The organism is Ruegeria sp. CH10 (assembly GCF_056537125.1).
Genome location: NZ_JBQFQY010000003.1, coordinates 478,629 through 499,699, shown reverse-complemented (window position 1 = coordinate 499,699; position 21,071 = coordinate 478,629). Strand labels below are relative to the sequence as shown.

Sequence of the window (21,071 nt, the reverse complement as noted above, 5' to 3'; positions counted from 1 at the left end):
AAGTGGCGGGCTGAATTCAGCCCGCCGCCGCAATCAACTCGCGCGTATAATCGGTCTGGGCATTTTCGAACAGGTCTTCGGCCGCACCCATTTCCACCACATCGCCGTTGCGCATGACGATCACGTTGTGGGACATGGCGCGTACGACCTTGAGGTCGTGGCTGATGAACAGATAGGCTAGCCCGTATTTCCGTTGCAGATCGCGCAGCAGATCGACGATCTGCACCTGCACGGTCATGTCCAGCGCGCTGGTGGGTTCGTCCAGCACCAAGAGCTTGGGCCGCAGCACCATGGCGCGCGCAATCGCAATCCGCTGGCGCTGACCGCCCGAGAATTCATGCGGGTAACGGTCCATTGCGGCAGGATCCAAACCAACCTCGTCCATCACCTCGGCCACCAGATCACGCGGCGCGCGATGCGGATCGACATTGTGGATCGCCAACCCCTCGGCAATGATCTGCATACAGGTCATCCGGGGGCTGAGGCTGCCGAACGGGTCCTGAAACACGATCTGCATATCCTTGCGCAGCCGTCGCAATTCGCGCGTGGACCAGCGGCGCACATCCTGATCGCGGAAGGTGATCTCACCCTCGGAGGCAATCAGGCGCATGATCGCCAGCGCCAGCGTCGTCTTGCCCGAACCACTTTCGCCCACGATGCCCAGCGTCTCACCCGCGCGCACGCTGAGCGTCGCGTCGTTCACCGCCTTCACATGCCCAACGGTGCGTTTCAGGAAACCGCGCTGGATCGGGAACCAGACCTTCAGGTGATCGGTCCGGGCGACCTCTTCGGCATCCGCCGCCACCGGATCAGGCTGGCCCGAGGGCTCGGCCCCTAGCAGTTTGTGCGTATAGGGGTGCTGCGGGTTGTCAAAAATCTCGGTTGTGATGCCGGTCTCGACAATCTCACCATCTTTCATCACGCAGACCCGGTCGGCGATGCGGCGCACGATGCCCAGATCATGCGTGATGAACAGCATCCCCATGTTTTCCGACTTCTGCAGCTCGGCCAGCAATTCGAGGATTTGCGCCTGAATGGTCACGTCCAGCGCCGTTGTCGGCTCATCCGCGATCAGAATGTCCGGCTTATTGGCCAGCGCCATGGCGATCATGACCCGCTGACGCTGCCCGCCCGACAGCTGATGCGGATAGCTGTCCAGCCGCTCGCGCGGGTCGCGGATGCCCACCTTGGTCAGCAGTTCGACGATCCGGTCGCGCGCGGCGTCGCCGCTCAGACCCTGATGCAAGGCCAGCGATTCCGCCATCTGCTTTTGGATCGTATGCAGCGGGTTGAGCGAGGTCATCGGCTCTTGGAAGATAAAGCTGATGTCATTGCCGCGCACATCCATCAACTTGTCAGGCGATGCGCCGATCATCTCATCCCCGTCGTAGCTGACCGAGCCTTCGACAATCGCGCTGTCCCCCAGCAAGGACACCGTCGACAGGGCGGTCACAGACTTGCCCGAGCCGGATTCACCCACCAGCGCCACAGTTTCCCCGCGATCAACGGTGAAAGACACGCCTTTGACCGCCGCGCTGATCTGCCCGTCCTGCTTGAACGAGACCTTGAGGTTTTTCACATCCAAAAGGCTCATGAGAAGGTCTTTCTGGGATCAAACGCATCGCGCACGCCTTCGAAAATGAAGACCAGCAGCGACAACATGATGGCAAAGGTGAAAAACGCGGTGAAGGCCAGCCAAGGCGCTTGCAGGTTCTGTTTTGCCTGCAAGGTCAGTTCCCCCAGTGACGGGGCCGAGGATGGCAGGCCAAAGCCAAGGAAATCCAACGAGGCGAGACCACCGATGGTGCCTGTCACGATGAAGGGCATGAATGTCAGCGTCGCGACCATGGCATTGGGCAGCATATGGCGGAACATGATGGTCATGTTGCCCACGCCCAGCGCACGGGCCGCGCGCACATATTCCAGGTTGCGCGCCCTTAGGAACTCGGCCCGGACAACGCTGACCAGCCCGGTCCAACTGAACAGGATCATCAGGATCACCAACAGCCAGAAACTGCGCCCCAGAATGGCGAACATGATGATGATGACATACAGCGAGGGCGTGGCCGACCAGATTTCGATCACGCGCTGAAACACCAGATCAAGCCAGCCGCCAAAGAACCCCTGTATGGCCCCGGCGAAAATACCGATGATGCTGGCGACACCCGTGACCATCAATGTGAACAGGATCGACAGGCGGAACCCGTAGATCACCCGCGCCAGCACATCGCGTTTGGTGTCATCTGTGCCCAGCAGGTTCTGCCCGTTGGGCGGCAGAGGGGCTGCACCCGGGCGATCGACGCTGGTGTTGAAGGAATAGGGGATCAGCGGCCAGAGGGCCCAACCACGCTCAAACCCGTCGGCCTGATACGTTCCGGCATCGATCTGTTCAATGATGCCTTCGGGGTCGTCGAAACAGTCTTCGATCCCGCCACTGTCGATCAGACACTGCACCTCGGGGTCGCGATAGATCGCCTCGGTCTGGAAATCGCCTCCAAAGGCCGTTTCGGGGTAAAAGTTGAAAATCGGCGTGTAGTATTCGCCGCGATAGTTCACCAGAATCGGTTTGTCATTGGCGATAAACTCGGCGAACAGCGACAGGCCGAACAGCACCGAGAAGATGATCAGCGACCAGAAAGCGCGCCCATTGCGGCGGAAATTGCGCCAACGGCGCTGGTTGAGTGGGGACAGTGCCATTTACCCCTCCCGCTTTTCGAAATCGATGCGCGGGTCGACCAGCACATACATCAGGTCACTGATGATGCCGACAACAAGGCTCATCAGGCCGAAGATAAACAGCGTGCCAAAGATCACCGGATAGTCGCGCGCGACGGCGGCCTCAAACCCCAGACGGCCCAGACCGTCCAGCGAGAAAATCGTCTCGATAATGATCGAGCCGCTGAAGAACACGCCGATGAACACCGCCGGAAAACCCGCAATGACGATCAGCATCGCGTTGCGGAAGACATGGCCATACAGCACCTTACGCTCGCTCAGCCCCTTGGCGCGGGCGGTCATGACGTATTGCTTTTTGATCTCATCCAGAAATGAGTTTTTGGTCAGCAATGTCAGCGTTGCAAACGCGGAAATCGTCAGGGCAATCACGGGCAGTGTAATGTGCCAGAAATAATCCGCGATCTTGCCCATCAGGCTGAGGCTGTCCCAATTGTCGGATGTCAGCCCCCGCAACGGGAAGATTTGCCAATAGGACCCACCAGCAAACAGCACCAGCAGCAGGATAGCGAATAGAAAGCCGGGAATGGCATAGGCCACGATGATGGCCCCACTGGTCCAGGTGTCGAAGGTCGACCCATCCTTGATCGCCTTGCGGATACCCAGCGGGATCGACACCAGATAGGCGATCAGCGTCGACCACAGCCCCAGAGAGATCGACACCGGCATCTTCTCCAGAACCAGATCAATCACACTGATCGAGCGAAAATAGCTTTGGCCGAAATCCAGCGTCAGATAGTTGCCCATCATGTCGAGGAATCGCTCAAGCGGAGGTTTGTCGAACCCGAACTCTTTTTCCAACTCTTCAATGAACTCAGGTGGCAGGCCACGTGCTCCGACATAGCGATCATTGACGCCGCCGGACTGTTGCTGGATATCGCTGCCACCGCCCGCGATCCCCTCAAACACGTCACCGCCACCTTCCATCTGCGCGATGATCTGTTCAATCGGGCCACCGGGTACGAACTGCACCAGCGTAAAGTTGACAATCATGATCCCAAGCAGAGTCGGAATGACCAGCAACAGGCGTCTTAGAATATAGGCTCCCATGGGGGTGGATTACCTCAACGCGCCTGAAGATTTCAATTTGGCTTCTTTCTCTGCATTGATCCACCACAGATCTTCCACACCCAACGCGTACGGTGGCAGGTTTTCGGGATGTTCATACATGTCCCAATAGGCGACCCAGTGCTTACCCAGGTACCAAGTGGGCACCATGATCCGTTTGGCCCGCAGAACACGATCCAACGCGCGCACGTTTGCGAAAAGCTCTTCGCTTTCCGTTGCTGCTACGATGTTGTCGATCAACGGTTCGATATCAGGACCATGCGCGCCGGACGGGTTGAAAACAGAATAGGACGCCGCCTCGGTCCCGTATTGCTGGTAAAGGCCGGTCGAAGGCTGAAGAGACTTCTGATACCCACCATTGATCATATCAAAGTCCCGATCCCGGCGGCGCAATGTAAACTGCGCGTTGTCCACACGGTTATAGATCGCATCAATGCCCATGGCGCGCAGATTGTCGACAAAGGGTTGAATGATCCGGTCCAAGGTCGGCTGATCCGACAGAAACTCGATGGAAAGAACCTCTCCGTTTGCGTTGCGCCGGATGCCGTCCGTGCCGACAATCCAGCCCGCCTCGTCCAAAAGCGCCATAGCGGCGCGCAGGTTACGTCGGTCATTCTGCCGCGCAGGACGGGATTCATGGGCCATGACCGGTTCGTCCGTCAGAACCGCTGGGTCTACAGCGTCACCCAAGCTTTGAAGAACCTCCAGCTCGCGTCCCTCTGGAACGCCCTTTGCTTCCAGATGTGTGCCTTCCCAAAACGAGTCGCGCTGCTGGAACAGGCCATATTGCAAACTTTCGTTGGTCCATTCAAAGTTATAGGCAAGCTGAACGGCTTCACGCACGCGCGGGTCCTGAAACTTGGGACGGTCGAGGTTCATGATGAACCCGGTCGCAGCCGGGACGCTGCCGTCTTCTAGCTCAGCCCGCACCACCGAACCATTCGTAATCGCCGGAAAATCGTAGGCTGTGGCCCAGCTTTTCGAATTGTTTTCCTGCCGCAGCGTGAAAGTGCCTGCCTTGAACCCTTCCATTGCCGCTATGGAGTCGCTGAAATACTCGATGCGAATGGTATCGTAGTTGTTGCGACCCACATTTACATTGATGTCATCACCCCAATAGTCAGGGTTGCGCTTGTAAACGATACGTCGGTTGATGTCGTAGCTGTCCAGCAAATACGGGGCCGACCCGATCCCGGGAACCAACCGGGATTTGTCCAAACGCCTGTTTTCCGGATCGGCCTCGAACCAGGCTTTCGAAAACACCGGCGTACCGCCAACCTGCGAGATCAAAGCCCGGCGCGGGATGTCTGGCGCAAAGTAGAATTTGACCCGGTGCTCATCCAACGCTTCGGCACGCGGAATACGCTTGCGAACCGCATCTGCGTAGGACTTCAGGCCCTGGTCCAGCAGCAGGTTATGAGAAAAGACGACATCCTCGGCAGTCACCGGTGTTCCGTCGGAAAACCGAGCCTCGGGCCGCATATTGAAGATGACCCAATCCTGACTTTCCGGATACTCTAGGCTTTCGGCCAAGAGACCATAATATGAGGCAGGCTCATCATAAGATGGGACCAACAACGATTCGTATTGGTCTGCAGATCGGGCGCCAGCCCGTCCCTGCCGAGTGAACGGGTTGAAGCTGTCAAAGGTGCCTTGTGCGGCATAAGACAACTCTCCGCCACGTGGCGCGTTCGGGTTCACATAGTCGAAATGTGCAAAGCCTTCGGGATATTTCAGGTCACCGAATTCCGAGAACCCATGGCTTTTGATGATCTTGTCTTCAGCAAACAAAGGGGTGGCCGCAATCAGAGCGATCACACAGAACCCGATCAACAAAGCATGTAACCGACCTGCGAAATCCACGACACGCGCCTGCACGACAACTCTGTTGGATCTCATATTGCTCATCCCCTGCTTCGCCTGTCTCAATAATCTTATGCGCGCCAGCTAAATGACCAGCACTGTCAGGTGCAAGTTTAGAATGCGTGAACGCTTTGTGAAGATGTGCTGACACAAAAATTAAAACCGCTGCACAGGGCAGCGGTTTCGAAATTTCTTCCAATTGATCGCAGGATCAGTTGCCGATGGTCTGCAGATACGCAATCAGATCGGCCCGCTCTTGCGGTTTTTTCAGGCCCGCAAAGCTCATTGACGTGCCCGAGATATAAGCGCTGGGACGGGTCAGGAAGGCGTCCAGAGCTTCGGGTGTCCAGTTGCCGCCATGCGCCTGCATCGAGGCCGAGTAGCCGGTGAAACCCTTGGCCGATGCGACGGGGCGATCCACAATCGCATAAAGATACGGGCCAGTGCCGTTCGCGCCGTCCTCCAGCTTGTGGCATGCGGTGCATTTGCGGAACACCCGCGCGCCTTTTTCCGGATCGGCAGCGGCAAGCAGGTCTTCGAACACAACTTCTTCACCATCGGCGCTTTCGCCCGCGCTTTCGGTCTCGATAATATAAGAGGCCGTTTCACCATGCCCATCCGCATGATACAGACCCTCGGCGGCCCACTTGGCAATAAGCAACACCAGAAAGGTGCCAAACAGGCCGGCTGCGGCCTTGGTAACTGTCATCGTGTCGAACATTGATCGCTTGTCCATTTCAGCTGTCTGTGCAGAGGTCTAAGGCTTCCCCTGACGAGAGGCAAGGTATAGACACCGCGACTAAACGCCCGACTTTGTAACTTGACGCACGGAAACCACAAAATGACCAAACGTATTGCATTTCAGGGGGAACTTGGCGCCTACAGCCACGAAGCCTGCCGAAACGCCCGCCCGGATATGGAGGCCCTGCCCTGCCGGACGTTCGAAGATGTGATCGAATCGGTCCGGTCGGGCGAGGCTGAACTGGCGATGTTGCCGGTGGAAAACACCACCTATGGCCGGGTCGCCGATATCCATCGTCTGCTGCCCCATAGCGGGTTGCACATTATCGATGAGGCGTTCGTCCGTGTGCATATCAATCTGCTTGCCGTGCCGGGCGCAACGCTGAGCGACATCACCGAAGCGCATTCGCATCTGGTTCTGCTGCCGCAATGTGCGGGGTTTCTGAAACAGCACAATATTCGGGGCCGCGTCAGCCCCGACAATGCCCGTGCCGCGCGCGAAGTGGCCGAACAGGGGGATTTGCATTCTGCAGCCCTCGCCAGTGAACTGGCGGGTGAGATTTACGGTTTGAACCTGCTGGCCCGGCATATCGAGGATCAGGACAACAATACCACACGCTTTCTGGTCATGTCCCGGCAGGCTGATGACACCCGGCGCGGCCCGCACGGAATGATCACCAGCTTTGTCTTTCAGGTCCGCAACATCCCTGCTGCGCTGTACAAGGCGATGGGCGGGTTCGCGACCAATGGCGTCAACATGACCAAGCTGGAAAGCTATATGGTCGACGGGTCCTTTACCGCGACACAGTTTTACGCCGATATCGTCGGCCACCCGGATGACCACAACGTGCGGCTGGCCATGGATGAACTGGAACACTTCACCACAAATGTCGAAGTACTGGGCGTCTACCCGGCAGCACAACCGCGCGGCTAAACCGGGCGTTTCACGCGATCTTGAACGATTTGTTCACTTTGCCCTTGTGCGATCTTTTATCCACAAAGCCTAGGGCGGCGGAATGTGACAGACCTTTGGCGTTTCAGGCAGCTAAATTTCCCGCAGAATGTCAGGAACACCCCGCTCCGTCCGAACTCACCGGGCGGATCACCCAGTCAACCTCCATGCAAGTGCCGCTCTTCAATTTCGCGGGCAAACTCGTTCAGGCGCAGCTGGAACCGGCGGCGAAACCGCGACTGACCCAGCCGCAAGGATTGCAACAACAGTCGGGCTGGCAGGGAACGAGCAGCCAAAGACATGTCGATGCTCAGACGTGTGCGGCGTTGAGACAGGGCCAGGAATTCTACAATTGTCACCCCGTTCATCCCTTTGCTGATCGCATCGAAACGCAACAAGGACGGGGGATCGCATTCCACCATCTCAATCGCCACATGGCGGGGTTTGCCCCGCATCCTGAATTGCGTTTCCCATTGCGTGCCCTGAACCACGCCCATGTGGCCTGACAGGCGACGTACTTCGATCCCGCGGCGCATGGCCATACGTTCGAACCGCTCAAAATCGGCGACCATTTCGAATACAGCATTGATCGGGGCTTCGATATCTTCGCGCGCTGTAAACTGCATGTCTCTTCGTGGGTCTCTTTAGCTATGGGCGTATTATTTTGTCAGTCCAGCGTATCCGCAAGCCAGTTTTGCAGCAGGAAATGCGCGATGGCCCCCTTGCGGGCGGGCAGCAGCTTGGGATGCTCACCTGCAAAGGCCTGCATCATCTCGGGCTTGCTGACCCACATGGCATCTTCGATCTCAACCGGGTCAATGGTGATCTCGCGCGACAGGGCCTCTCCGGCACAACCGAACATCAGCGAGGCCGGAAACGGCCAGGGCTGGCTGGACAGGTAGCTGACCGCACCGACAGGAACGCCCGCCTCCTCCATCACCTCGCGGCGCACGGCGGCCTCAAGCGTTTCGCCGGGTTCAACAAATCCGGCCAGCAGGGAATACATCCCCTCGGGCCAGCCCGGAGAGCGGCCCATCAGAACCGAATCCCCATGCGTGATCAACATGATCACAACCGGGTCCGTACGCGGAAAATGATGCCCGCTGCAAGACGGGCAAGTCCGCTGCCACCCGGCTTGCGTGATCTCGCTGGCGTCACCACAGCGGGCGCAGAACCGGTGGGTTTCGTGCCACCCGATCACGGCCTTGGCCGTCGCTGCCAGCTCTGCATCACGGGGGGACAGGCGGGTCATGATCCGGCGCAGTTCGGCAAACACATGGCCCTGCGGCAAATCCGGGTGCTGCTGCTCGGTTGAATCGACAAAGGCACCGACCTGAGACAGGTCCAGCCCCTGCGGCGACCATTTGGAGATGTCCATGGCAAACACCGGAGCCTCATCCGATATCCCCAGAAAAACCGGCGTTTCGATATGCCCGCCCGGCCCCCGACCAACCAGATCGTGCGTCATCGGGATCAGCGCCAGTTTATCCAGCCCGTCGCCCTGAACCAACGGCTTACCCTTCCACAGCAACAGACAGCTGGCCTTTGGATGGCTGTGCATCTGCGCCAATTGCCCGGAATCTCCGCGGATATGAGCCGCCCGATCCAGGCCCGAGCCGCCAAACGTCACAAGTTCCGCGTGTTTCATAGATGTTCCTTTGGGTCGTCAGCACAGGGCTGCCACGGCTGCGCACAGGTTGCAATGGCAATTGCCAGTACCCTGAAACCCGAAGTCGTCAAATTAACGCAGGCAAAGCTTACAAGTTGCATTAACTATACTTTTTAGCGAATAATCTTAACATATAACTTCTAATAGTAGAAATTTGACTTACTCTCCCCATCCGCCCCGCCCTGAAATCAGCATACGGATTTTAGGCACGTCTGATCTGCATATGAACCTGTGCGGTTTTGACTATTACACCGACACCCCGGACCCAACTTTTGGATTTGCCCGGACCGCGAACCTGATCCGCTCGGCCCGGGAGGAAGCCCAAGCCAGAGGCGCCCAGGTCGTTTTGCTTGATAACGGAGATTCGCTGCAGGGCACGCCGATCGGGGAGTGGGCCGCAGATCCGGATAACGGCCCGCATATCTTTATGCAGGCTGTTCATCAGCTGGGTTTTGACGCGATTGGTCTGGGAAACCATGATTTCGGCTTTGGCCTTGATGTTTTGGACCAAATTCTGACTGATGCCCCCTGCCCTGTTTTGTGCAGCAATGCGCTTCGTCGGGACGCGCGTCAAACCTGGCAAAGCCACGCAATCCTAACCCGCAAAACCGAAGTTGATGGGCAGCAGAGCGAAATTAAAATCGGTCTCTTCTCGGTCTTGCCGACGCAAACTGCCAAATGGGAGGCTCACAAGCTGCAAGGCCGCGTCGATCTTGAGGATATTCTTGTCTGCGCCCGCAAAAAAGTGACCAAGCTGAGGGTCGCAGGCTGCGACCTTGTCTTTGCGCTGGCGCATACGGGGCTGGGACCGTCTGATCCCGAACCCGATCTGGAAAACGCTATTGTCCCGTTAGCTGGCATTGACGGCATCGACGCGATCATCGCCGGGCATGCCCACCTGACGCTGCCGGGGCCGTCCTATGAGGGGTGGCAGCATGTCGACGCTGTGCGCGGACGTGTTCATGGAAAGCCCGTGGTCATGCCGGGATCGGCCGGGTCTTACCTTGGGGTGATCGACCTGAGTGTTCAGCAAGCCGCAGACGGGCGCTGGGTGGTCGCCAACCACCGGTCTGAGCTTCGATCGGTGTGCCCTTTGGATCCTTCCACGGAGGAATCCGTAACCGAAGACCCTGACCTGATTTGCCTGTTCGAAAAGGCTCATACCGAAACCCGCCGCAAAGCCGCGCAGCCGGTGGGACACACCGAGCAACACTTGCACAGCTATTTCAGTTTCTGCTCCGAAGACAGGGGTCTAGCGCTGGCCGCAGCCGCACAGGCCGCGGGTCTACGGCCTTATCTGCAGGGCACGGCCTATGCGCAGTTGCCGCTGATCTCGGCCATCGCCCCGTCTAAATTCGGTGGACGGGCCGGGCCCCGGTTCTTTACCGACGTGCCGGCGGGCGAGATTTGCCTGCGCCACGTCAAGGACCTGTATGTCTTTCCCAACGAACTACAGGCGCTGATCCTTGACGGCACTCAGCTCGGCGACTGGTTGGAAATGTCGGCCAGTGTGTTCAATCAGATCATACCCGGGCAGGAAACCGACTTGGTAGACCCCCGCCGCGTGGGCCATAACTTTGATATTCTTCATGGGCTCAGCTGCCAGATTGACCTGACGCAGCCCGCCCGGTTTGATCCGTCAGGGCAAACCATCCATCCCCAGGCCTCCCGGGTTCGGAACATCCTGTTTCAGGGCAACCCGCTGCGCCCTGATCAGCGTTTTGTGGTTGCTCTGAACAATTACAGAGCCAATGGCGGTGGTCACTTCCCGCATTTGGAGCGGGCAGAACGAATCCCCCTTCCGATCCTGTCAGTGCAGGAGGTCTTACAGGCCTATATCGCAGGCAACCTGCCACAGGACCCTTTGCACCATGTATCCCGGCCGTTTCGGTTTGCTCCGATACCCGGCGGCGCCACCGCACTGATCCGAACCGGCTCGAAAGCGACGCAACATATCTCAGAACTGGATGCTTATCGTCCGCAGGTGCTGGGCGAAGACGCCGAGGGGTTTTTACAAATCCGATTGGCCCTGTGACGGGTTGCGTTCCACCGGTTCCTTACTTATATCAAGCCCTGAGAGGTTGGCGCGGGCGAGCGCCTCGCCAACCTGGTCAGGTCCGGAAGGAAGCAGCCACAACGAGCCCCGCTTGGGTCGATGTCCAACCTCTCACTTCATCCCCACAAGAAGAATAATACGCGCTATGCGATCAGCTTTGGCCAGACGGCTGCGCTGCGTCGGGCGAACGCGCCGATATGGCCCACTTTGGTCAGACCGAAATCCCCCGGTGACAAGAGATGGCGGCGCGCGTGCGGTCCGTACAGATCGGCCAGCCGCCACACCGCGTTCGGCGGCACGACATCATCGTCGTCAAACGTGTACAAATCCACCGGGGTTCTCGATTGCGCCCACCCCGCGTCGGGCAGGGTTTGGCCGATCTCGGGCAGGTAATTGCGGGGCGCGGTGCACCAACGGCGCCATTGCCAATAGACGCTGGCTGGCAAATCAGCGCCAAAGCCCAAGGCTTTGCCCGGCAGATAGCCGAGCGCTTTTACTGCAAGCGGCGCATGACCGTACCAGAACAACAAAGCCAGCGCCCGGTAAGGCCAAGGATGGTCAGACACTGTCACAGGCCCGGAGCAGACACAGATCATACGGTCGATCAGATCAATATCCGGCTGAACAGGCCCCAACATACCACCGACGGAATGACCGATGCTCCACTGCTGAGCCTCGGGAAACCGTCTCCGCATCTCGGTTCGCGCCGCAGGCATATCGATCAAAGCCCAATCCGCCATTGTGACCGTGGATGCCTTTAACGGCCCCTTCAGCGAATGGCCAAAATCGCTGTAGTCATAGGTCATGCAAGCCATGCCCTGTTCGGCCGCCAACCACCGGGCAAAGTGCTGGTAATAGTCGCGCGGCACACCTGTCGCACCGTGAATCACAACGGCAACTTCAGGATCAGCCACCGGCGCATAAAGACGCGCAGACAGCGTGCCTGTGCCCGAGGGGAATTCGAAGTCCTGCGTCGATACAGTCTGCGCGGTGTCCAGCATGGCGCGGCTCCCGATTCTGAACCAGACGGTTCACTTTTCTATACCGGCCCGATTTCCCGACCCAAGTCAACAGGGGCGCAACATGACCATGCGTCCACCTCGTCGCGTCAATTGCGCGCTTGACTCGGGTCACCTGCACCCGCTAGCGATTGCGCGATGGTTCTCGTCCCCGATCTTCGGGGCGGGATGAAAAGGGAACACGGTGCGGTTCTGATTGGCTATGCCGATATGAACCAAGGCCGCGACTGCCCCCGCAACTGTAAGCGGTGAGCAATGCCAAAATACCACTGGCCGAAAGGCTGGGAAGGTCGGCAACGCGATGACCCGCAAGTCAGGAGACCTGCCATCGAACACAACTGTAACTCGGGCGGGGTGTCCGGGCAGGTCGTCAGTTCGCTGTCACACCTGATCTTTGCCCCGCTCAATGCGCGGAGGGCGCAGTATGATCTGGAAGACAAAGACGCACGAATTCTCAGCCACCCTATGCCAGAAAACCGGCAAGACCTGCCCGGCCCTGGCGCAGATGGCCCGCGCCATCGTGCAAGCCATGGAAAGCGCAATACCGGCCACATCCGACGATTTCGAATTTGAAGGCAGCGCAGAGCTGGCCCATTGCCCGCAAGGATGTGCTGTTCGGTATCGGGCGAACAGAGACCAAATCCTCATGTTCGGCGGGGCCGAGGCTGACGCCCCCATCGACGCGCTGGAGGACTACGCAGAAATGCTGTTCGGGCCAGAGTTCACCACCCGCCCGGCTCAGATGTTGCCGACGCCTCCTTGCGCAATGCTGCAAGTGTCGAAACTGGCAACCGGGGCGGCGGTCCGGCCGGAACAGCGGGTGGCTCTCTAATCTATCCTTCCGGGGTGGCGCGATGGGCTTGCACCGCCCATTCCATCTGACCTTCGGTTTCGACCGCACAAGGGCGAACCGCGCGCAGGCGCTTCAGCGCCGCGTCCGGCAACTCGCCCAGTTCGACCATCAGGCGTAGCACGACCATTCCCGAGCGTCCGCACCCGCCCCGACAATGGACCAGCACCCGCCCCGCACCGGCCAATACCTCTTTCGCTGCGGTGCTGACATCGGGCCAGACGGCCTGAATATCAGAGGGCGGCGTGCCAAAATCGGCAACCGGCAAATGCGCCCATTGGATACCCGCATCGCGAAGATCATCCCCAAGGCGAGAGGCGCCTGCCTGCTGCATCTCCGCACCAGTGGTCATCGAAATCACCAGCTTCGGCTGCCATTCCCGCAGGACCGAGAAATCCCATACGTAGCCCCCCGCCCGACCCGGCAGAGGCGACAGGGCAAGCAGCCCGTTTCCCACGTTCACTGCATGAATCGCAAAATGACTCATATGCGTGCCCCTTTTTTCAGATGCGCTTCTACGATGCGCAAAGCGCGATGCAAACCGAATTTCACCCATTGCGGCGGTGGACGCGGGCGGCGGGGGTCTCTACGCTGCATCGGAACCCGAATCCGACAGAGCCCCCATGACCGACACGCCCAGCCCCGCCTATCAGGTTCTTGCCCGCAAATACCGCCCGGAAACCTTTGCCGATCTGGTCGGTCAGGACGCCATGGTGCGCACCCTGAAAAACGCGTTCGAGGCGGATCGGATCGCGCAAGCCTTCATCATGACCGGCATTCGCGGCACCGGCAAAACCACGACGGCCCGGATCATTGCCAAGGGCATGAACTGCATCGGACCCGATGGTACTGGTGGCCCAACGACCGAGCCTTGCGGCCAGTGCGAACACTGCACCGCCATCATGGAAGGCCGCCATGTCGACGTGATGGAGATGGACGCCGCCAGCCGCACCGGCGTGAACGACATCCGCGAGATCATCGACAGTGTGCGGTACCGTGCCGCCAGCGCCCGTTACAAGATCTATATCATCGATGAGGTCCACATGCTGTCGACCAGCGCCTTCAACGCGCTGCTCAAGACGCTTGAGGAACCGCCCGAACATGTGAAGTTCATCTTTGCAACCACCGAGATTCGCAAAGTGCCGGTGACGGTATTGTCCCGCTGTCAGCGCTTTGACCTGCGGCGGATCGAGCCCGAGGACATGATCGGCCTGCTGAACAAGATCGCAGCGGCCGAGAACGCGCAAATCGCTGAGGATGCTCTGGCCCTGATCACCCGCGCCGCCGAAGGATCGGCACGGGATGCAACCTCGCTGCTGGATCAGGCCATTTCCCACGGCGCCGGAGAAACCAGTGCCGATCAGGTGCGCGCCATGCTGGGTCTGGCCGACCGCGGGCGTGTGCTGGACCTGATGGACATGATCCTGCGTGGGGACGCCGCCGGCGCGCTGACCGAACTTGGCGCGCAATATGCCGAAGGGGCCGACCCGCTGGCCGTGCTGCGCGATCTGGCCGAGATCACACACTGGGTCTCGGTCGTCAAAATCACACCCGATGCGGCGGAAGACCCGACAGTTTCCCCCGATGAACGCGCTCGCGGGCAGCAAATGGCCGAGGCCCTGCCGATGCGCGTTCTGACCCGCATGTGGCAGATGCTGCTGAAAGCGCTCGAGGAGGTCTCGGCCGCCCCCAACGCCATGATGGCCGCCGAAATGGCCGTGATCCGCCTGACCCATGTGGCCGACCTACCCAGCCCGGAAGAGCTGATCAAACGGCTGCAGGATGCTCCACCCCCACCGCCCAACGGCGGGCCCGGCGGAGGGGTACCCGCCCCGACACACGCCGCCTCGGTAGCCACGAGCTATGTGCCGCCCGCGCGCGGCAGTGCTGGCGCGCCAACTGCTGCTCTGGCGCAGGATGTGCAGACGGCTCTGGCCCGCTACCCCAGCTTTGAGCATGTGGTCGAACTCATCCGCACGAACCGGGATGTGAAGCTGCTGGTCGAGGTTGAAAACGGTGTCCGGCTGGTCTCATACCAGCCAGGTCGGATTGAGTTCACGCCGACGGATTCTGCGCCCACCGACCTTGCCGCACGGTTGGGAACGGCATTGCAACGCTGGACCGGAAACCGCTGGGCGGTCACGATCGTGGCCAACGGAGAGGCCGCAACCATCGCCGAGCTGCGCGATGCCGCCGACCTGGCGGTCAAGGCCGAGGCCGAGCAGCACCCTTTGGTTCAGGCTGTCCTGATGCATTTCCCCAAGGCCCGGATCAAAAGCATAGAAACCCCCGAACAACGCGCCGCCAAGGTCGAAACCGAAGCCCTGCCCGAGGTCGAGGACGAATGGGATCCGTTCGAGGAAGACTGACATTGGCCTGCCAAAACCAACAAGCCCTCCCGCGCCCGCCACGGGCCATCGGCTGACGCCGATACCCCTGACTGGCCCAAGGGGAGGAAAGGTCTTGCCAAAGACCTTGACGACGGGCGGGAGCCCTTGTGCCGCATGCACAGCGCCCGTATTTAGGCTGCAAACCGAACCACAGGAGAAAACACGATGCTCAAAGGACTAGGCGGTCTGGGCGACATGGCCAAGATGATGAAATCCGCACAGGACCTGCAAACCAAGATGACCGAAATGCAGGAAGAGCTGAACAACCTGATGGTGGTCGGTGAATCCGGTGCAGGTCTGGTCAAAGCCACCGCCACCGCCAAGGGCGAGCTCAAAGGTCTGGACATTGATCCCTCGATCTTTAACGGCGACGACAAGGAAGTGGTGGAAGACCTGATACTGGCTGCTATCAAGGACGCCCAGACCAAGGCGGCCGAGCGTTCTCAGGCGGAAATGGCCAAGCTGACCGAAAGCATGGGTCTGCCAGCGGACATCAAGCTGCCGTTCTGACCTTCATCTCTTTCCAATTATCCCGGCCGGAGGCTCCCTCTGGCCCCAGACAGGACAGGCCGTGAGCTCGAACAGCGACATCGACAATCTGATCGACCTGATGGCCAAACTGCCCGGCCTCGGCCCCCGCTCGGCCCGCCGCGCGGTGCTGCACCTGATCCGCAAACGCGCCCAGCTGCTGACGCCTCTGTCGGACGCCATGCAGCAGGTCGCCATCACCGCCCGCGAATGCCTGAACTGCGGCAACGTGGGCACCACCGACATCTGCGACATCTGCAACGCCGAGGCCCGCGCAACCGGAGAGCTGTGCGTGGTCGAGGACGTGGCCGACCTGTGGGCGATGGAGCGCGCAGGCGTCTTCAAAGGCCGCTATCACGTGCTGGGCGGCACGTTGTCGGCGCTGGACGGAGTTGGCCCGGATGAGCTGCGCATCCCGCGCCTCAAGGACCGGGTCATGGCCGAAGGGATCACCGAGGTCATCCTCGCCCTGAACGCCACTGTCGACGGCCAGACCACCGCTCACTACATCGCGGATCAGCTGGAGGGACAGGTTCGCCTGACCTCACTGGCACAAGGCGTGCCGATCGGCGGAGAGCTGGATTATCTGGATGACGGGACGATCACGGCGGCGTTGCGGGCGCGGAAGGAGTTGTAGTTCTACAAAAGCGTGGTGCGCCTATTGTTGCTATGCTGAGGCCTTAATTCGGAACACCATTCCAAAGTATTGTGTATTCTGGTAACCAGTGATTTTCTATAGGTCTTAACCAAGATGACAATATTAAGAATTTTCAGCATGCTAGCTCTGTTGACCGCCTGCACGATTGGGGATGGAGTTGAATCTAGTGGCATAAAACTACCTGGCTCTGGAAACTCTACCACTCTGGTCGATGCTGGAAGAGGCGTCTGGGTAGTAACCGCCTTTGCAGACACAATAAGAACCATAAACTATTGCTTTTCTGTTTCGCCTCGACCGGGCCTACGAGATTTCAAATGCAAGAAAGCAATTGCGTACAGACCCAATACATCTGACACTTCGCCCGCAAACATTACAATTCCGAGCCGTGGAAACTCGACAATACTAATTGGCGCTTTGGATGGGGGCCTTTGGATCGTGACTAACGCGGTAGGTTCAGTGAAAACGGTAAACTATTGCTATCTGACCTCAGCAGAAAGTATCACGTGTGCAGGTCGACAAACCTACAAGCCAAACTAGCTAAATTTCTCGTTTCCAGCGTACTACCGTTGGCACGATGACAAGATCGTATGCCTGGACTATCTTTATGACCCGCCTTCTCGCACTTACCTTCGCCGCCTTCACCGCAACCGCTGCCTTCGCGCAAGAGCTCATCGACAAGGGCTTTGTCGAAGGCTGGAACATCATGATGGACCCCGCGCTCGGCAACGGGTGCCTGATCCAGACGGTGTATCAGGACCTCTCGGTGGTGCGGATCGGCTATGACGCACTGGACAATCGCGGGTATTTCGCCGTCTACAACAAGGCATGGGGCGATATTGAGCAAGGGCAGAGCTATCCGATCCGCTTTGAACTGGACGGTCGAAGCTTTGATGCCACCGCCATCGGGTTCAACCAGCGCGATGTGCCCGGTGCGACCGTCTTTTTCACCGACCGCAGTTTTGTGGATGCCATCGCGAAGAACAAGACGCTGACGGTCTACAACCCGGCAGGCGAGGTGGTGATGGCCATCGATCTGAAAGGCACGGCCAAAGCGCTGGACTATGCGCGCGAGTGTCAGGACCGCAAACTTTAACGAATCGGATCGAATAGCGCATCCGTCGCCGTGCAATCGCGGATTACGTCGCGACCGCAGGGCACCGGATCAAGGGCGCGGGACAGGCACAGGCGGACCTCTTCGATATAGCCCTGCTTGCAGGTGACGGTGATCATATCCGGCTCTAGCCCCGGATTGGCCTTCACGAAGGCCTCTTCCACGACCGAGGCGGGCAGTTTCACCGAAGTGTCCAGCTTGCGGAACACCTGTGGCCGCGCAACGGCGTCATAGGCCTGCCGCGACAGGGCGAAATAGTCCGGCGCTCTCAGTCCGGAACAAGTGCCGTGTTTCTTCCATTGGTGCCAGGCAAGACCCGCACTGCCCTGAATATCCTCCATCGCGCGGGTCATGCTGCGCGACGGCGGCGCCTCGGGCGTACGGCAATAGGATGGCCAGCCCTGATGGAACTGAGGCCAGAGCCCGTGCAATATCCAGCCATGGTCATGACGCGCATCGCATTGATCCGATCCCCGCGCATCGCCTTCGCGCGCGCACCAATTGGGCGACCAGCTGAGCGACAGGACGTAATAGTCGAACTCACCCGCCGTCTCGCCCTCGGCCACCGCGGCCACGGCGCTCAACACCCACAAAATGACCCAGCGCATTCGCCTCTTCCCTTCTGAACCTGACGCGACTATATAGTCCCGAAGTTCCCCGACAACGGAAACCTGCCCCAAGACCACGGGGCCGCCGAATTCCGGCGACGGGACAGATGTATTTATAGGAGACGGGCTGATGGCAAAACCGCTTATGGCCAAGGCAACAGCCGTATGGCTGGTGGACAACACCACGATCAGCTTCAAGCAGATCGCGGATTTCGTAGGCATGCACGAGCTTGAGGTGCAGGGCATCGCGGACGGCGACGTGGCCGCTGGCGTCAAAGGGTTTGATCCCATCGCCAACAACCAGCTGACCCAGGACGAGATCGACTCGGCGCAGAACAACCCGCTGCACAAGCTGAAGCTCAAGTTCAACGCCGCTGCCGCAGGTGAAGAAAAACGCCGTGGTCCGCGCTATACCCCGCTGTCCAAACGCCAGGACCGCCCGAACTCGATCCTGTGGCTGGTAAAATTCCACCCCGAGCTCAGCGATGGTCAGATCGCCAAGCTGGTCGGCACCACCAAGCCCACCATCCAGTCGATCCGCGAACGGACCCATTGGAATATCGCCAACATGCAGCCGATCGACCCGGTCGCGCTGGGTCTGTGTAAACAGTCCGAACTGGATGCGATTGTTCAGAAAGCCGCCGCCAAGAAAGCCGCCGAAGGCGGCGTCATGAGCGATGATGAGCGTCGCAAGCTGGTCTCGACCGAGCAGTCGCTGGAAATGGACGCTGCACCCAAGATCCCGACGGCCATCGAGGGTCTGGAAACCTTCTCGCTGTCGGATGATCCGGCAGAAGAGAAAGACGATGAGCCGATACTCGACGCCGACAGCTTCTTCAACCTGCCCAAGGGCGGGGCCGAGGATGAAGACGACGACGATCTGCGTCCCTGAATGACAAACAGCCCCGGCCAGACCTGACCGGGGCTTTTTTCTGGTGAACCATGCTGACCTTTTTGTCGAAAATCTTTGGCCCGCATCGGGCCGTTTCGATCTATGCGTTTCTCAAGACCTGGGGCCTGTTGGCCGTGGCAATCGTTGGCACCCTTTCGATCGCCGCTGGATTGCTTGTGTTCAATGACGATGGCGAACACGAACATGACTCCTACCTGACTGTATCGGTCCTGTCGGCGACGCCTGTGAACGGGGATCTGAAATACGGCGTCATCGCTTCGGTGCAACTGCCCGACGGCACAGCCACCTCGATTAACGAACCGAAAGAACATATCGCCCGCACGGTCAGCGCGACCGCCTGCGTCGAAAAACGCGTCTACGTCAAAAGCGGCGAGGCACGGTATCGCCTGAAATTGCCGAGCCTTTGCGAGGCCACCCAATAAGCAAAACCGCCCGGAGGCATCTCCGGGCGGTTTTTCCTTTAGATCATCTGAAAGATGATCCCTGCGATAATGGCCCCCGTAATGCCCAGCCCCAGATAGGTCGCGAACACTTTGGGCTTTACCAGCGACCAGACTGCGGCCATCGCCGGGATCGAACTCACCGCGCCCGCGATCATGAAGGACATCGCCGCACCTGCGCTCATCCCCTGTTCGGTCAACCCCGCCAGCAGCGGCGGCGCGACGTAAGAGTTCAGGTAAGCAGGCATCCCGACCAAAGCGGCAATCACGATGGGTAGGACGCCCTCACCGCCAACCACGCGGACGATCAGGTCTGCCGGAACATAGCTGACCAGCAGCGCCTCAAGCACATAAGCCAAGGCCAGCCATTTCAGCAGGAACATCGCGTTCTGGGCAAATTCAGACTTGAACCGCTGACGGCGCTCGGGCTCTTGCCAGAACCGCCAGACCGGCTTGTCCTCCTGCTTCGGACCACACCCGCAACACCCCGCCGGTTTGTAGACCCGCAGCGGTTCGGCAAAAGCGCCCGAGCGCATCAGGCCACGCACGACGAACCCGCCGAACAAACCCAGCGCCACGGCAGCCACCGCTTTGCCGATGGCAAAGGGCCACCCCAGAGCGCCCGCAGTGATCAGCAAGGTCGGCGGGTCGATCAAAGGTGAGCTGAGCCAGAACGCCATCACCGCCGACAAAGGCGCGCCCAGCGCCAGCAGCCCGGCAATGAAGGGAATGACCTCACAGGAACAGAACGGAGCCAGCCCGCCAAACAGCGCGGCCAGAAAGATCATCCGCGTCTCGCGCCCCTCAAAGGCGCGCGCGACCATCACTTCGGCCCCGGTGGCCTTGAGGTAGGACAGCAGCAAGACCGCAAACAGGATATACTGCCCGGTATGGGCCAGCGCCTTGCCCGCAAAGGTGACCACTTCGACCCAATTGCCGGGGTCCAGCACGGCCACGGCCAGCAAAATCGCCACGATCAGCGCCCAGGGCGTCTTGATCAGATCAAGTACCTTGGCCGGAGCCTTTGGGCTTTGCGTCAACTCAGCCATTGATCACAGCCCTATCCACATCGCCGGTGCAGCACTCGGCAGTGTCATCCGAACAGCACTCCGATTGTTCATCCGCGCAGCATTCGGCCAGAATGAACTGCGCGAGGTTTCGCAGCTCATCATAGCAGGCGCGATTGATCGTGCTGCGCCCGACCTTCTCCTGCTCGACAACGCCGCCGGCCGCCAGAAACCGCAAATGATGCGCCAGAGTCGACGGTGCCATTCCCGTCCGCTCTTGTATGTCGCCAACGGTCAAACCGGCCTGCCCGGCCCGGACCAGAGTTTTCAGAACCTTCAGCCGGGCCTCGGACCCCATGGCTGAAAATCCCACAGCAGCAGCTTCCCACATTTTGCTCACCTATTAAACTAGATTTCTAGTTATTTAGGTGAATTAAATTTCCCTGTCAACAGCGCCCTTGAAAA

General features: G+C 59.4%; 21 protein-coding genes, 1 other RNA gene and 1 riboswitch. Of the genes, 10 read left to right on the top strand and 12 right to left on the bottom strand.

Annotation, left to right across the window (positions count from 1 at the left end; translation table 11 throughout):
* Positions 1–16: 16 nt before the first annotated feature.
* The 5 genes from ACRZ94_RS12700 to ACRZ94_RS12680 form a co-directional block, all read right to left on the bottom strand.
* A complete protein-coding gene (locus ACRZ94_RS12700) occupies positions 17–1,594 on the bottom strand; it encodes an ABC transporter ATP-binding protein (protein ID WP_480797500.1) in 1,578 nt (525 codons plus the stop codon).
* Positions 1,591–2,697, bottom strand: coding sequence for an ABC transporter permease (locus ACRZ94_RS12695; protein WP_480797499.1), 1,107 nt, complete (start codon positions 2,695–2,697; stop codon positions 1,591–1,593). Before ACRZ94_RS12695 ends, ACRZ94_RS12700 begins: the two co-directional genes overlap by 4 nt.
* The gene (locus ACRZ94_RS12690) at positions 2,698–3,783 is read right to left on the bottom strand and encodes a microcin C ABC transporter permease YejB (RefSeq protein WP_480653841.1); all 1,086 of its coding nucleotides are present in this window, start codon (positions 3,781–3,783) and stop codon (positions 2,698–2,700) included. It lies immediately after the preceding gene.
* A 9-nt stretch (positions 3,784–3,792) separates the two neighbouring features.
* Complete coding sequence (locus ACRZ94_RS12685; RefSeq protein ID WP_480653839.1) at positions 3,793–5,700, bottom strand: extracellular solute-binding protein; 1,908 nt, start codon at positions 5,698–5,700, stop codon at positions 3,793–3,795.
* 175 nt (positions 5,701–5,875) lie between these two features.
* The gene (locus ACRZ94_RS12680) at positions 5,876–6,385 is read right to left on the bottom strand and encodes a c-type cytochrome (RefSeq protein WP_480797512.1); all 510 of its coding nucleotides are present in this window, start codon (positions 6,383–6,385) and stop codon (positions 5,876–5,878) included.
* A gap of 120 nt (positions 6,386–6,505) precedes the next feature.
* Between ACRZ94_RS12680 and ACRZ94_RS12675 the strand changes: the two genes are divergently transcribed.
* Positions 6,506–7,339 (top strand): prephenate dehydratase, encoded by an 834-nt coding sequence (locus ACRZ94_RS12675; RefSeq protein ID WP_480653838.1) that lies wholly within the window; start codon positions 6,506–6,508, stop codon positions 7,337–7,339.
* 176 nt (positions 7,340–7,515) lie between these two features.
* Here the strand turns inward: ACRZ94_RS12675 and ACRZ94_RS12670 are convergent, their stop codons facing one another.
* Both ACRZ94_RS12670 and nudC read right to left on the bottom strand, forming a co-directional pair.
* The gene (locus ACRZ94_RS12670) at positions 7,516–7,983 is read right to left on the bottom strand and encodes an SRPBCC family protein (RefSeq protein ID WP_480797498.1); all 468 of its coding nucleotides are present in this window, start codon (positions 7,981–7,983) and stop codon (positions 7,516–7,518) included.
* Positions 7,984–8,024: 41 nt separating this feature from the next.
* Entirely contained in the window at positions 8,025–9,005 is a 981-nt protein-coding gene (nudC, locus tag ACRZ94_RS12665; protein ID WP_480797497.1) for an NAD(+) diphosphatase, read from the bottom strand.
* Positions 9,006–9,180: 175 nt separating this feature from the next.
* Here nudC and ACRZ94_RS12660 point away from each other — a divergent pair, with 175 nt between their 5' ends.
* Complete coding sequence (locus tag ACRZ94_RS12660) at positions 9,181–11,061, top strand: bifunctional 2',3'-cyclic-nucleotide 2'-phosphodiesterase/3'-nucleotidase (RefSeq protein WP_480797496.1); 1,881 nt, start codon at positions 9,181–9,183, stop codon at positions 11,059–11,061.
* 39 nt (positions 11,062–11,100) lie between these two features.
* Positions 11,101–11,199: signal recognition particle sRNA small type (gene ffs / locus ACRZ94_RS12655), an RNA gene on the top strand.
* A 26-nt stretch (positions 11,200–11,225) separates the two neighbouring features.
* On the opposite strand, the gene ACRZ94_RS12650 is transcribed toward ffs, so the two are convergent.
* The gene (locus ACRZ94_RS12650) at positions 11,226–12,083 is read right to left on the bottom strand and encodes an alpha/beta hydrolase family protein (RefSeq protein WP_480653830.1); all 858 of its coding nucleotides are present in this window, start codon (positions 12,081–12,083) and stop codon (positions 11,226–11,228) included.
* A 140-nt stretch (positions 12,084–12,223) separates the two neighbouring features.
* A riboswitch (cobalamin riboswitch) is annotated at positions 12,224–12,445 on the top strand.
* An 80-nt stretch (positions 12,446–12,525) separates the two neighbouring features.
* Between ACRZ94_RS12650 and ACRZ94_RS12645 the strand changes: the two genes are divergently transcribed.
* Positions 12,526–12,933, top strand: coding sequence for a hypothetical protein (locus ACRZ94_RS12645; protein WP_480653828.1), 408 nt, complete (start codon positions 12,526–12,528; stop codon positions 12,931–12,933).
* 1 nt (position 12,934) lies between these two features.
* On the opposite strand, the gene ACRZ94_RS12640 is transcribed toward ACRZ94_RS12645, so the two are convergent.
* Positions 12,935–13,438: a protein-tyrosine phosphatase family protein gene (locus ACRZ94_RS12640; protein ID WP_480797495.1), complete on the bottom strand. Its 504-nt coding sequence runs from the start codon at positions 13,436–13,438 to the stop codon at positions 12,935–12,937.
* 136 nt (positions 13,439–13,574) lie between these two features.
* On the opposite strand from ACRZ94_RS12640, the gene ACRZ94_RS12635 reads away from it, so the two are divergent.
* From ACRZ94_RS12635 to ACRZ94_RS12620, 4 genes are all read left to right on the top strand, one after another.
* Positions 13,575–15,320, top strand: coding sequence for a DNA polymerase III subunit gamma/tau (locus ACRZ94_RS12635; protein ID WP_480797494.1), 1,746 nt, complete (start codon positions 13,575–13,577; stop codon positions 15,318–15,320).
* A 186-nt stretch (positions 15,321–15,506) separates the two neighbouring features.
* The gene (locus ACRZ94_RS12630; RefSeq protein WP_170328851.1) at positions 15,507–15,851 is read left to right on the top strand and encodes a YbaB/EbfC family nucleoid-associated protein; all 345 of its coding nucleotides are present in this window, start codon (positions 15,507–15,509) and stop codon (positions 15,849–15,851) included.
* Positions 15,852–15,912: 61 nt separating this feature from the next.
* Positions 15,913–16,506: a recombination mediator RecR gene (gene recR, locus ACRZ94_RS12625; RefSeq protein ID WP_480797493.1), complete on the top strand. Its 594-nt coding sequence runs from the start codon at positions 15,913–15,915 to the stop codon at positions 16,504–16,506.
* 625 nt (positions 16,507–17,131) lie between these two features.
* The gene (locus ACRZ94_RS12620) at positions 17,132–17,620 is read left to right on the top strand and encodes a hypothetical protein (RefSeq protein WP_480797492.1); all 489 of its coding nucleotides are present in this window, start codon (positions 17,132–17,134) and stop codon (positions 17,618–17,620) included.
* Here the strand turns inward: ACRZ94_RS12620 and ACRZ94_RS12615 are convergent.
* Entirely contained in the window at positions 17,617–18,246 is a 630-nt protein-coding gene (locus ACRZ94_RS12615; RefSeq protein ID WP_480653817.1) for a ribonuclease T2 family protein, read from the bottom strand. The genes ACRZ94_RS12620 and ACRZ94_RS12615 overlap by 4 nt on opposite strands.
* Before the next feature lie 130 nt (positions 18,247–18,376).
* Here ACRZ94_RS12615 and ACRZ94_RS12610 point away from each other — a divergent pair, with 130 nt between their 5' ends.
* Both ACRZ94_RS12610 and ACRZ94_RS12605 read left to right on the top strand, forming a co-directional pair.
* A complete protein-coding gene (locus tag ACRZ94_RS12610) occupies positions 18,377–19,138 on the top strand; it encodes a DUF1013 domain-containing protein (protein WP_480653815.1) in 762 nt (253 codons plus the stop codon).
* A gap of 50 nt (positions 19,139–19,188) precedes the next feature.
* The gene (locus ACRZ94_RS12605) at positions 19,189–19,581 is read left to right on the top strand and encodes a hypothetical protein (protein WP_480653813.1); all 393 of its coding nucleotides are present in this window, start codon (positions 19,189–19,191) and stop codon (positions 19,579–19,581) included.
* 38 nt (positions 19,582–19,619) lie between these two features.
* Here the strand turns inward: ACRZ94_RS12605 and ACRZ94_RS12600 are convergent, their stop codons facing one another.
* Positions 19,620–20,648 carry a permease gene (locus ACRZ94_RS12600; protein WP_480797491.1) on the bottom strand — a complete coding sequence of 343 codons (1,029 nt, stop codon included), beginning with the start codon at positions 20,646–20,648 and terminating at the stop codon, positions 19,620–19,622.
* Entirely contained in the window at positions 20,641–20,997 is a 357-nt protein-coding gene (locus ACRZ94_RS12595; protein ID WP_480797490.1) for an ArsR/SmtB family transcription factor, read from the bottom strand. Before ACRZ94_RS12595 ends, ACRZ94_RS12600 begins: the two co-directional genes overlap by 8 nt.
* Between the last annotated feature and the right edge of the window lie 74 nt (positions 20,998–21,071).